The organism is Acinetobacter sp. F9 (assembly GCF_019195275.1).
In the GTDB taxonomy this organism is placed as follows: Bacteria; Pseudomonadota; Gammaproteobacteria; order Pseudomonadales; family Moraxellaceae; genus Acinetobacter; species Acinetobacter pseudolwoffii.
In genome coordinates, this window is record NZ_CP078068.1 from 1,635,208 (window position 1) to 1,647,565 (window position 12,358).

12 protein-coding genes are annotated in these 12,358 nt (G+C 45.4%); 3 read left to right on the plus strand and 9 right to left on the minus strand.

Annotated elements, in window-relative coordinates:
- The first annotated feature begins 23 nt into the window (after positions 1-23).
- The gene (locus KT990_RS07795; protein ID WP_218208582.1) at positions 24-641 is read left to right on the plus strand and encodes an SPOR domain-containing protein; all 618 of its coding nucleotides are present in this window, start codon (positions 24-26) and stop codon (positions 639-641) included.
- A gap of 184 nt (positions 642-825) precedes the next feature.
- On the opposite strand, the gene asd is transcribed toward KT990_RS07795, so the two are convergent.
- The 5 genes from asd to KT990_RS07820 form a co-directional block, all read right to left on the minus strand.
- The gene (gene asd, locus KT990_RS07800) at positions 826-1,677 is read right to left on the minus strand and encodes an archaetidylserine decarboxylase (RefSeq protein WP_004729088.1); all 852 of its coding nucleotides are present in this window, start codon (positions 1,675-1,677) and stop codon (positions 826-828) included.
- Positions 1,674-2,522, minus strand: a complete 849-nt coding sequence (locus tag KT990_RS07805) for a sulfurtransferase (RefSeq protein WP_218208583.1) — start codon at positions 2,520-2,522, stop codon at positions 1,674-1,676. Before KT990_RS07805 ends, asd begins: the two co-directional genes overlap by 4 nt.
- A 183-nt stretch (positions 2,523-2,705) precedes the next feature.
- Positions 2,706-3,911 (minus strand): nicotinate phosphoribosyltransferase, encoded by a 1,206-nt coding sequence (pncB, locus tag KT990_RS07810; RefSeq protein WP_074383833.1) that lies wholly within the window; start codon positions 3,909-3,911, stop codon positions 2,706-2,708.
- 118 nt (positions 3,912-4,029) lie between these two features.
- Complete coding sequence (locus tag KT990_RS07815) at positions 4,030-4,563, minus strand: ankyrin repeat domain-containing protein (protein WP_218208584.1); 534 nt, start codon at positions 4,561-4,563, stop codon at positions 4,030-4,032.
- Positions 4,564-4,750: 187 nt separating this feature from the next.
- Positions 4,751-6,265 carry a catalase gene (locus KT990_RS07820; protein WP_180076180.1) on the minus strand — a complete coding sequence of 505 codons (1,515 nt, stop codon included), beginning with the start codon at positions 6,263-6,265 and terminating at the stop codon, positions 4,751-4,753.
- A 228-nt stretch (positions 6,266-6,493) separates the two neighbouring features.
- On the opposite strand from KT990_RS07820, the gene dtd reads away from it, so the two are divergent.
- Entirely contained in the window at positions 6,494-6,934 is a 441-nt protein-coding gene (gene dtd, locus KT990_RS07825; RefSeq protein ID WP_005173326.1) for a D-aminoacyl-tRNA deacylase, read from the plus strand.
- Positions 6,935-7,238: 304 nt separating this feature from the next.
- Here the strand turns inward: dtd and KT990_RS07830 are convergent, their stop codons facing one another.
- The 3 genes from KT990_RS07830 to serB all read right to left on the minus strand — a co-directional run bounded on the left by KT990_RS07830 (position 7,239) and on the right by serB (position 9,830).
- Positions 7,239-7,718 (minus strand): SCP2 sterol-binding domain-containing protein, encoded by a 480-nt coding sequence (locus tag KT990_RS07830; protein ID WP_218208585.1) that lies wholly within the window; start codon positions 7,716-7,718, stop codon positions 7,239-7,241.
- A gap of 140 nt (positions 7,719-7,858) precedes the next feature.
- On the minus strand, positions 7,859-8,194 hold the full coding sequence (gene aciT, locus KT990_RS07835) for a ciprofloxacin tolerance protein AciT (protein ID WP_074383829.1): 336 nt from the start codon (positions 8,192-8,194) through the stop codon (positions 7,859-7,861).
- A gap of 415 nt (positions 8,195-8,609) precedes the next feature.
- Positions 8,610-9,830, minus strand: coding sequence for a phosphoserine phosphatase SerB (gene serB / locus KT990_RS07840; protein ID WP_005173334.1), 1,221 nt, complete (start codon positions 9,828-9,830; stop codon positions 8,610-8,612).
- 77 nt (positions 9,831-9,907) lie between these two features.
- On the opposite strand from serB, the gene KT990_RS07845 reads away from it, so the two are divergent.
- Entirely contained in the window at positions 9,908-11,161 is a 1,254-nt protein-coding gene (locus KT990_RS07845) for a hypothetical protein (protein WP_005173336.1), read from the plus strand.
- Positions 11,162-11,289: 128 nt separating this feature from the next.
- Here KT990_RS07845 and KT990_RS07850 read toward each other — a convergent pair whose 3' ends face one another.
- Positions 11,290-12,264, minus strand: coding sequence for a bile acid:sodium symporter family protein (locus KT990_RS07850; RefSeq protein WP_180001042.1), 975 nt, complete (start codon positions 12,262-12,264; stop codon positions 11,290-11,292).
- Positions 12,265-12,358: the final 94 nt, after the last annotated feature.

The window sequence follows — 12,358 nt, forward strand, 5'->3', positions numbered from 1 at the left end:
GATTAATAAGAGGAAAATCCCAAGTGTTTGGAAAAACGCAGCGCGGTGTATCTGAAAGACCGAATAAGCCTAAAAAGCCACTTATTCCAACCTGGCTTGGCACACTCGTGATCATTTTAATCGTGTTAAGTTTTTTGATGGCACTGATGCTCTGGAAGCCATGGGAACCGGTTAAACCGAAAACTCAAACAAGTGCTGAATCTGTCCAAGAAGAAGATACCAATAAAGATTACCGTTTTTATGATCTGTTGCCGCAGCAACAAGTAACGCCGATTCCTGAACAGGCCGTTCCTGAAAACAAAAATCAGGATACGGTAGTGATTGTAGAAGCACCTCGACCTGAAGTGGCTACACCTGAGGCGACTACAACTGAGCCTGGCTTAGAAGCCAGCGAAGCGCCTGTTGCCGCTCCGGCCAGTTATATTTTGCAAGTGCGCAGCTTTGATGATCCGGATCAAGCCGATGCCCGCCGTGCCGAAATTATTCTCAATGGTTTATCTGCCGATGTAGTACGCAGTGTAGAAAATGGCAAAGTCTGGTATCGCGTGGTTTCAGGGCCTTACGATTCTGCAGAAGCCGCGATTATGGCACAGCAAACCTTACAAAATAGCGGAATCGATTCCATCGTCGTGAAACGATAAATTTCTAGAAATAAAAAAAGCGCCTGATGGCGCTTTTTTATTTGGATCTCTCTCTAACCTTCTCCTGAATAGGAGAGGAAATCCCCCTTTGTCAAAAGGGGGACTGAGGGGGATTTTTATTTATTCTAAACGAGAAAATATTTAATCCCTCCAACCTCCCTTTAATAAAGGGAGGCTAAAATCTTTAAACCGTATGTCCCAGCGCTTCACCCATATTCACCAAAGAGTTGGCCTTGAATGCGGCATCCCACTGCATTTTATTTTCTTCAAATAAAATCACTGCAGTTGAACCGAGGTAGAAACGACCCAGTTCTGCCCCTTTTTCCAGGAACAGATCATGCTGATTAAGTTCGATCCGGCCTGAAGGCTTCACTTTGCCGGTTGCCACGGTTTCAATACCCGCCACAATCATCGCACCGACCAATACCACCGCCATACGGCCGATTTCAGTATCAAACAGACAGACCATACGTTCATTGCGTGCAAACAGGCCCGGAATATTTTCTGCGGTCACCTGGTTTACCGAGAACAGCTCACCTGGAACATACAGCGTTTCAGTCAGGGTGCCGGCAAATGGCATATGCACCCGATGATAATCCCGCGGCGATAAATATACGGTAGCGAACTCACCATTTTTGAATGGCTCGGCTAACTGCGGATCGGCAATCAGGGCTTCAACGGTAAATTTCTGGCCTTTAGCCTGAAACACATCGCCATTTTCAATTTTACCCAGCTGGGAAATCGCACCATCTGCAGGCGAAACAATGCTCGTAGCATCTGGATCAACCGCACGGATACCTTCTTTTAGGGCGCGGGTAAAAAATTCATTAAATGACTTGAATTTAAGGGCATTGGCCTGTTCAGCAATCGACATATCAATGCCATACTGCGCCTTAAAGGCAGTAATTGCAGCAGTTTTGATAATCGGGTTTTCGCTGGCGGCAATTTTACCCACCACCCGAGACAAGCGATGTTGCGGTACTAACCGTTGAGCTTTAATAAAAAATTGTTGTTTTAAACGTGACGTGATGCTCAAGATGGCAGCTCCCCTGTAGCGATTGGACTATCGAGGCGGTTGCCCCATTCACTCCACGCACCATCATAGGCTCGAATTTTCCAGCCCAGTAAACGACCCAGAATATAGGCCAAACCTGAGCGGTGATGGGACTGGCAGTACACCACAACGGGTTGATTCAAATCAAAGCCCTGTTGTTCCAGACGCTGCTGAGTACGTGGTAAAGGCTGTAATTTTAAATGATTTTCACGATTAAGGGCAGTACTCCATTCAAAATGACGTGCTCCCGGAATGTGACCGCCGCGTCGAGCCGCTAGACGTAAACCGGTATATTCATCTTGCGTACGGCAATCCCAAATTTGAACCTGTTGATTTTCAACCTGTTGGCGCAGTTCATCATAGCCAATCTGAAAATTCGCCTGATGCTCGAGATTGACCTGCAATACATCCTTCACTGGTGCAAACTGTTCCTGATTAGAAGAAGTCGGCAAACCGGCACCGAGCCAGGCATGAATCCCGCCATTCAATAGGCTGGTATTTTTAAAACCCAGACAATGCAGATTCCAGAGTAAACGCCCGGCCCATGCCCCGCCCTCATCATCATAGGCCACCACATGATGCTCAGGCGAGATATTCAGATAAGCAATGAGGGCCTGCAAGCCTTCTGTATCCGGCAATAGCCCCATCGTATGCTCTTCCTGACGAACCAGCAGCTTGGGTTGTAAATGCAGGGCATGTGGAATATGCAACTGCTCATACACAGAAGCCCGGCTGAGGTCGACAATACGAAGTTTTTCATGGCCCAAATAGGGAACTAAATCTTCTGCCTCGATCAGCAGACCAAAATTAAAAGCTGAAGCTGTCATCGTTATCATGGCTATGATGGGTCAAATTGTTTTGATCTTAGCACAGCTCATTTTTACACTTATGCGGTTTCTTTTAAGATGATTAGCAGGATTTTAGATAAGTCATGCTAAAAATCCATCTCGTATAAAAAAACCGCCCCTGTAGCGAAGCGGTTTTTAAAATTACTCATGTCTAAAATGTGCTTAAGCAGGTTCAGTGATCTCGAAAACCTGACGCAAATAAGCCAGGAAAGTATCATTATCGGTCATGGTTTTGCCTGGACTGTCCGAAATTTTTGCCACCGACTGACGGTTACATTCCACCAGTTTCAATACGATATTTAAGGGGGTTTGGCCCATGTCGTTGGTCAGGTTGGTGCCAATCCCGAAACTGACCTGAAAACGGTCTTTAAAGTATTGATGCAGTTTCCAGGCTTTTTCCAGATTCAGACCATCACTGAAGGTCAGCATTTTGGTTTTGCTGTCAATTTTCAGTTTTTTATAATGTGCATAGGCCTTGTCGCCCCAAACATAGGGATCGCCACTGTCATGACGCAGGCCATCAAACAGTTTGGCAAAATACAGGTCGAAATCACGCAGGAAAGCATCCATACCGACCACATCGGTCAGGGCAATACCTAAATCACCACGATATTCCTGTACCCAGGTTTCCAGCGCAGATTTCTGGAAATTACGCAGACGCACGTCAAGCGCCTGGAAAGCTTGCAGGAATTCATGCGCCATGGTGCCAATCGGGGTAATTCCCAATTCTTTCGCCAATAACACATTACTGGTACCACGGAAGACATGTGGTGCAGCCTTGTTGAATTCTTCTACCACATGCTTTTGCCATTCGAAACTATAACGGCGACGTGTCCCAAAATCCGACACTAAAAATGGCGGATCATGTGGATGTTGTGATGCATCGTATTCTTTTAATAATTGTATTTTTGCCTGTAAACGGCGCTCACCTTCAGCCAGCACTTCAGGACTACGGATCCGGCTAAAATACAGTTCATTGACAATTGCCAGTACGAAGATTTCAAACATCATCGCCTGAACCATCGGGCCTTCAACTTTAATGTCTAAACGACCTTCGCTATCGATACTGGCCTGAATAAAACGGCGTTTCAGTTGAAACAGTTCCAGATAATCGACGAAATCGCTCTTGATAAAACGCAGACTTCTTAAATATTGCAACTCGTCTTCTTTGAAGTTGAGCTGACACAACAGATCAAGTTGATGATTGAGATCATCCAGAATATCCGTCAGTGGATAGACTGTATCTTCCAGATTACGACAACGGAAATGGTAGACACTATGCGTTTGCGGAAACTTGTGTAATACCACTTGTAACATGGTGAATTTGTACAAGTCAGTATCTAACAGGGAACGGATAATTGGAGCCATAACTAAGGAAATATCGCTGTGCTTATCTCAACATTAAAGCATAAAATTTTATGTAATATTGCAGGATTTACGTACAGCTAGCTGAATTCGCGACAAAAGTATCAGAGTATAATGGGTTTTATTTTGACAACTGGCCTTGGGTTTTCCCCTGTTCCTGAATGATTTTCTGCAGCTGTTTTTCCTGACCAATCACCTTGGCAAATTCGGCTGTGGTCTTTTGCCCGGTCTGCTTGGCTTGGGCATCACAGTCGACCTGACGCAGCTGTTTGGCAATGGCAAATTCCATTTTAAACAGTGCCCCCATCAATGCGGTATTACCTTTATTGTCGCGGGCGCAGCGATCAGCACCATGATTGAGCAAGGTCGTCACAATAGTTTGATGGCCATAATAGGTCGCCATCATCAGGGGGGTAAAACCGGCACTATTGCGTACATCAACCGGAAAACCATACTTTAGAAATTCATGAATCACTTCGTGATTGCCGGTTTTGGCTGCGGCAAAAAACAATGCAACTAATTCCTGTTGTGAGCTCATCTGAACATTTTCCACAGTTTTAGCGGGGGAGGAGATCTCCTTGGCGGTGGCCACGTTTGCGAACATGGAACCTATCGCGAGAATACTGGCTAAAACTGCATGCTGCATAGCTTTCATGATGAACTCCAACAGAAATCAAATAGAGACATGAATCGAAAATGATTCTATTCAGATTAGATAAGATGAGTAAAACGGAGTGCCTGTAGAACTCCCCCTAGGGTGCAGGAAAGGTTTGGAGTTCTACAGGACTTTGCGGAGGTGAATTCTTAAACCCTAGTCACCAATCCTGATCGACCAATCGAAATCAGTCTTTGAGTTGTGCTGCTTTGGCTTTGACCGTTGCGATGTTGCCCTTCACCGCTTTGGTCATACGTGTACCGTAGTCGGCATCTGCCTTGTAGAAATAAGACAACATGATGTGCTTGGTTTCTGAATCTTTTACTGCACCTAAGTCCGCAGCCAGGTTCATAATCAGGTCATCTTTCTCTTTGGCAGTATACGAGCGGTACAGCTCACCTGCCTGCTTGAAGTTCTGCTCTTTCACACCGATTTGCTGTACATGACCCGATAATGGTGTTTGTACCGCACGTGCTTTTGCAGTTGCAGCTTTTGGCTCTTTGCGGCTTGGCTCATAGTTCACATCCGAGTCACGCTCAGATACGTTCATATAACCTTCCTGGTTGTTGTTATTTACAGCAACCACTGGACGGTTCACCGGAAGTTGCTGGTGATTCACACCCAGACGATACATTTGCGTATCTGAGTAAGAGAAGATACGGCCTTGTAGCAGACGGTCTTCCGATGGCTCAATACCCGGAACCAGATTACCTGGTGCAAATGCCGACTGTTCAGTCTCATTGAAGAAATTCTTTGGCATGCGGTTCAGGGTCAATGTCCCCACTTTCACTTCTGGAACTAAGTCAGTTGGCCAGATCTTGGTGGGATCAAGTGGATCAAAATCAAACTTGCCGAGATCTTTTGGATCCAGTACCTGGATATGCAGATCCCATTTCGGGAAGTTGCCGGCATAAATGTTGTTATAAAGATCATTGGTCAAGTGATTGAAGTCTTTGCCCTGTTGCACGGCAGCTTCTTTCACATTCAAACCCTTCACGCCTTGCTGCGAGCGGAAGTTGAATTTCACATATTTGTATTCGCCCTTGTCGTTATATAGCTTGTAAGCATGTACCCCGAAACCGTCCTGTTCGCGGTAGCTGGTGGGCACACCTTGTTTGCCGTACACATAAGTCAGCATGTTGGTAGCCCATGGCTGGCTCGACAGGAAGTCAAACACACGGTTGGCATCTTGTACGTTTGTCACCGGGCTTGGCTTCATTGCATGAATGAAGTCCGGGAATTTGATCGCATCACGGATGAAGAATACCGGTGTCTGGTTACCGACCAGATCCCAATTCCCTTCTTGAGTATAGAACTTGATCGCGAAACCGTGTGGGTCACGCAGGGTTTCCGGTGAACCTTTACCATGAATTACCGTAGACATACGTACAAAAACTGGAGTTTTAGTACCGGTCTTGAATAGAGAAGCAATTGTTAAGTCAGACAGGTCTTTAGTTGCAACGAATTCACCATACGCCCCTGTACCACGCGCATGTACCACACGCTCCGGAATACGCTCACGACCAAAACGTTGTAGTTTTTGTACCAATTGAACGTCTTGAAGCAAGACTGAACCATTTGGGCCTGCTGTGATTGAGTTCTGGTTATCACCGACTGGCGCACCATTGTCTTTAGTTAGAGGAGCAGCTTGTGTGGCTGTGACAGTTGCAAGCATTGCAACCAGTAATGAACGCTTAAACATTTCTAAATCTCTCAATTTATTACCTTTCCTGCAGGTGCTAAGATATATAAAAACTAAAAATTGTTAAAACAGATTATTTTTATTACTTCAATCGTTTTAATGAATTTATGAAAATTAATCAATTGATTTTCAAATATTTAAAACTCATAAAAATCAGTCTCTGATACTGCTTCAGGTTTTATTCTTGTTACAATCACGCCCATCTATCGTTATCAGTCAATATGTAAAATGCGTGCCTTATTACAAAGAGTTTTAGAAGCTAAAGTCATGGTCGAGGGTGAAACCACGGGCGAAATAAATAAAGGAATTCTGGTTTTTCTGGGCCTGGGCAAGGACGACAATCTGGAAAAAGGTAAAAAGCTGATTGATAAGATATTGAAATACCGATTCTTTGATGATGAACAAGGCAAAATGGGCTGGAATGTCGGTCAGGCCGGAGGTGGTTTACTGCTGGTTTCGCAATTTACCCTGATGGCGCAAACCCAAAAAGGTTTACGTCCAGATTTTGGCCCTGCCATGCCACCTGCTGCTGCAAAAGAGCTGTATGAGCAACTGGTTGACTATGCAAAGTCACAATTTGAACATGTACAAACTGGTATTTTTGCAGCGGATATGAAAGTACATTTGGTCAATGATGGGCCGGTGACCTTTAATTTAGAAGTTGAATAGCGACATTATTTTCCACATTAAAAAGCCCTCAGATTCAGTAATCGAGATCAGGCAGGAAACTGTCTGGTTTTTTATTATTGTTATTCATAATGATATGGGGTAGCTGGAAACCTCATCCCCAACGGTCTGGGGCATCAGGTGTATTGTACCGCAAGATTAGAAAATAATTGTTTCTGCAAAAGATTTAAAAAATTAAGGAGCTTAGATCTAAACTCCCTAACTGACTGGCATTACCCAGATTGAAACTGGCTGAATCCTGCCCTCAGCCCTCCTTGAAAAAGGAGAGGAAGTCAGGAGCAGAGTTTTATTTACCCGTTTTTTCTTTAATAAACGCCCGGGCAAATTTAATTTTTTCTTTGACCGGTTTGGGCAATTTGGGTGGAATCATCTTCGCCACCTGGTTAAACCAGACCAGCAGGCCAAAGTCACCTTCCATTTTGATGGTGCCATTTTGCATACCGGTCATGAATGCTGTCGGGTCACCTTTGACCAAGGTCTTTACACCCTGTTCACTATCAGCAAACTGCAATACAAAATCTGCTTTCTCTGCATCACCTGAAACCGTATCAATCTGGCCATTATTGACAATGATCTGACGTGCCATACCTTCATCTGTGCCAATCTGGATCCGGAATTGACGCTCATGTACCAGTTCAATAAATTTTGGGCTGGTACGTGCCAATTGCTTCATACGTAAAGCCAGACCCGCGACCAACAAGTCCAGTGGATCTGTACTCATATCAATAAGAGGAAGTTTTAACACAGGAATGGACGACAGTTTCATGGAGGATGCCTATTCTAATTGTACGAAAATTGACAAATATCCTAGCATAATTCTTGGCTAGGTTGATTAAGCAGTTTGTATCATATTTCTAAGCTAAAAAATGCACCCGTGGGTGCATTTTTTCTTTGCGATTTGTAGACTTAACGGCTCGAAAGCTGCTGCTGATCATCTTCATAGACTGGCGTATGTTCGATACAACGGCGTTTTGCCAAGGCACGCTCTGCACGACGGTCTTCACGCAATAATAAGAAAGTGACCACCATCATGACTGCTGTCAATGCACTCAGATAGCTATAGGTCATTGGCAGATCAAACCAGGCTTGTGTGCCTACACGAATCATCTCAATCAAGCCCCAGACCAACATCCCGGCTGCCATAAAACTTAACCAGCGACGATAAGGCGAGAAGAACACAGCAACTACAGCTGCAGCGACTAAACTGAAGCCCACGATCGTTGCTAAATTCGCTGTTACCATATAAACCCCTCCATCCAAATAGATAGTTTGCCTGTTTGATATTGCAACGGTTCTATCTATTGAATTTCGTTCAATCAATAAAATGGAATCTGTTGATTTGTATCTCTATGCCTGCATTATGCTGAGTTTTTTGCATAAAAAAAGTCCTGTGATCTGGTCTCACGACATACTTTGTCGCGATATTATATTGTCATTACATTTTTTGCTTTTGGCATTTTTGTGGATCAATGACTGCGTCAATGTTGGCGTGTCATTACAAAATTATCAGGGCTGTTATTGACTGAAAAAATTATTTTTTCGTTTAAGATGATCGATGTTTTTATAGTCAACCTTCTCTGCTGGCTTGGTCACCCTGGTTCAAAGACAATCAAAAAACGCGACCCTGAGGTCGCGTTTATTCTATCAAAAAGAGTGTTTATGCCTGATTCAGGTCTTTATCGTGTACCCCGAGCAGATACAGTACCCCGTCCAGTCCCACACTGGAAATCGCCTGAGTGGCATTTTGACGCACCAGTGGCTTGGCACGGAAAGCCACACCGAGTCCTGCAATCGATAACATTGGCAAGTCATTGGCACCATCACCGACTGCAATGGTCTGTTCCAGTGAAATTCCCATCTCTTTGGCAATTTCGCCAAGCAATAAAGCTTTGCGCGCGCCATCGACAATATGACCTTTGACTTCACCCGTGACTACACCATCCTGAACATCAAGCGCATTGGCATGCACTTCATCAATATCCAGTTTGCCTTGCAGATATTCGGCAAAGTACTGAAAACCACCCGACAGAATTGCAGTACGGTAACCCAATGCTTTCAAAGTCGAAATCAGGCGTTCAGCACCCTCGGTAATGGTCAGGCGCTCGGCAATTTTCGGCAGTACCGATGCATCCATGCCTCTCAATAAAGCCACACGGGCACGGAAACTGGCCTGAAAATCAAGTTCACCTTGCATGGCGCGTTCGGTGATTTCAGCAACCTGCGCACCGACTCCTGCTTCAATCGCCAGTTCATCAATCACTTCCTGTTCGATCAGGGTCGAGTCCATATCAAAGCAGACCAGACGGCGGTTACGGCGATAGGCATTGTCTTCCTGAACCGCAACATCGACATTCAGTTCACTGGATAAACGCAAACAGGCAGCACGCATGGCTGCGGCATCCAGCATTTGTCCTTTTAAACCAAATTCGATACAGGCACGTTTCGGACCGGTACTGCTGCCATCCAGGGCCGGACGGCCAGACAGACGGGTTACGGTTTCAATATTAAAACCCTGAGCCGAGACAATCTGGGTCACGGCCTGCAAATGAGAGGCATTTAATTCAGGGGCCAATGCCGTTACGATATAACGTGTGCGCCCACCCTCTTTGACCCACTGATCATATTCAGTCGCAGAGATCGGTTTAAAGCGCACAGTTAACCCGATATCATGTGCTAGAATCAGGATTTCCTTCATGGCTAATGCTGTCGCCGTCTGGTCATCAGACGCTACAACAATACCTAAGGTTAACTGATTATGAATAACCGCTTGCCCCACATCTAAAATCTGTAGGGAATGGGCGGACAAAACCTGCATTAATCGTGTAAATTGATTAGGCTGGTCAGGTCCTAAAAATGATATAAGAATGATTTCTCGCATGAATTGACTCGGGTCTGAGCTACAACTATTGTTAGAATCATAATCGAAATTGAACAGAATTGCCTTGGAAGTTTACGTTGAATGCGCCTAGACAAGGGCTATTTGCTAGCCTATTGATTGTAAGTTTTGCTCTGCATACCTTTTTACTGGTATTGGCAACCACTCACCAACTGAATGAAAACCGCACCAGTCAGGGGCAGCTGATCACCAGTCAACTGGTGACAGACAGCCTGTCCGAGCTGGAACCGGCCAATCGTGTTTCCCTGGCTTTGCTGGCAAATCGTTATGCGACCAACCCGAGTGTGGCTTCGATTCGAATTCTGGATGCGAAAGGTCAGGTTTTAGCCACCGGTGGACTGACCAAAACTCGTGATGGTGAAGTTTTTGTCCGTGATGCACTGCAAAACGAGAAAAAAGTTGGTCTGATTGAAATCACCCTGATTGAGCCAAGTATGGGTGAAATTCTGCGGACGCAATGGCTGGCGATTCTGTTCTCTTTCATTATTCATGCTTTGATTTGGGTGGCATACCGCGCGATCGCGCGTCCTAGCCGAACCGAATATCTGGCACGCATTAACAACGAATCCCGTTTGAAATTCGAGATTCAGACCCTGACCCAAGCTCTGGAACAGGAAAAGCACAATGCTGCACTGGCCATTGCCCAAGCCCAGCAGGCAGTAAAAAATAAAGCCAAAGAAAAAGAACATAAGCCAGCTGTACTAGAAAGCGATAGCCTGAGCTTGAATATCCAGTTCTATGATCCAAAACAGTTACTCGATAGCGTGAATAAAACCGTATCGGTGCCTTATTTCAACCTGTGTCAGATTTTCCTGAATAAAGCCACTGAACTCTGTGTGCAGCGCTACAAACTGAATGGCAGTGATATTAGTACTGTGCATAAATTTGATGAAAAAGGTGCCACTATCAGCATTGCGGCAGACAAGCCAAATGCCTTGGCCTGCCTGACCATGATCAGTGCGGTATTCCAGTTACTCTCGGAAGTACTGTATAAACGCTATCGTGAAGAAAAACGTTTTGTACTACAAACCCGTAGTGCAATTGCGTCTAAAGTCGAGGAGATGCAGCTCAGCTCGGTGCAGGCCTCTGAGCGTCTTAGCCAGCACCTGGTCGCAAAAGAAAGTGCCTTACATGTCCCGAATAGCTTGCTGAAAGATGTGAGCGAACATTTCCAGCTGGTGAGCATGCCGAATCCAACCAATGTCCTGACCCGTCATGCCTTTGTAGTGAATGGCATGGATGCAGAAACGGCTGAACTGGCACAGACTTTTAGAACCGAGATTTTAAAATCCAAACAGTCCAAAGCCTCATAAAGGTTGTACAGTACAAAGCCCGACTTTAAATCGGGCTTTTTTATGCGCAGAATTTTCAAGCTGTTACTGGTCAAGTTTTATTATTCAGCGCCTTGCAGCAATTAAAATCACTGCCGCATTTTAAAACTCTAGCTGTCTGTATCCAGATTTTGCTTTGGCTCTAATGTCGTTGCCCTGCTTTTGGCTGCCCAATAGGTGGCCAGAGCTGGCCCTGAAATATTGTGCCATAAGCTAAAGATCGCACTGGGCAAAGCCGTAAGTGGAGAAGCTGCAAAATGGGTCGCAGCCAAAGCCACACCCAGACCCGAATTCTGCATTCCCACCTCAATCGATACCGCACGACAGTCTATTTCCGCCAGCTTAAAGATACGACTGGCCCAATAACCCAGCAAATAACCGAGACCATTATGCAAGGCCACAACTCCCAAGATCAATAATCCGGATTGCAAAATCTGAGCTTTGCTGCCGGCAATAATCGCTGCCACAATCGCGACAATGGCAATCACAGAAATCAGCGGCATCACCTGAATATAGGCATTTACTTTTTGCTTGAGCAGGCCCCGTACAATCAAGCCCAGAAGAATTGGAAATAGCACCACTTGTAGAATCGACACCAGCATGGATAAGGCATTGATCTCGATCCATTGGCTGGCCAAGAGATAAAAAATCGCAGGGGTCAGAATCGGAGCCAATAAGGTTGAGACGGAAGTACAGGCCACAGACAGAGCAGTATTGCCTTTGGCCATATAGGTAATGACATTGGAGGCAGTGCCACCCGGACAGCAACCGACCAGTATCACCCCGATCGCAATTTCCGGCGGCAACTGGAACAATTGACACAAGAGAAAAGCCAGACCCGGCATCACTACAAACTGGGCCACGACCCCAATCCCGACAGCTTTCGGACTTTGTAGCACACTTTTAAAATCGCCTACGGTCATGGTCATGCCCATACCAAACATGATGATGCCCAGCATCCATGGAATATAAGCGCGTAACCAGACAAAGCCCTCGGGCAGCATTAAGGCAATGCCGGAAAACAGCAGCACCCATAAAGCAAAGGTTTTTTGGACAAATTGGCTAAACTGGAGCAAGGCTGACATGGGGTTCATCCAGGGGTACAAAGGGAGAATAATAACAAGATAAAACAGGCATCTCTCAATACCAGAAATCTGAAGATTTAAATGCGCCGAAGAT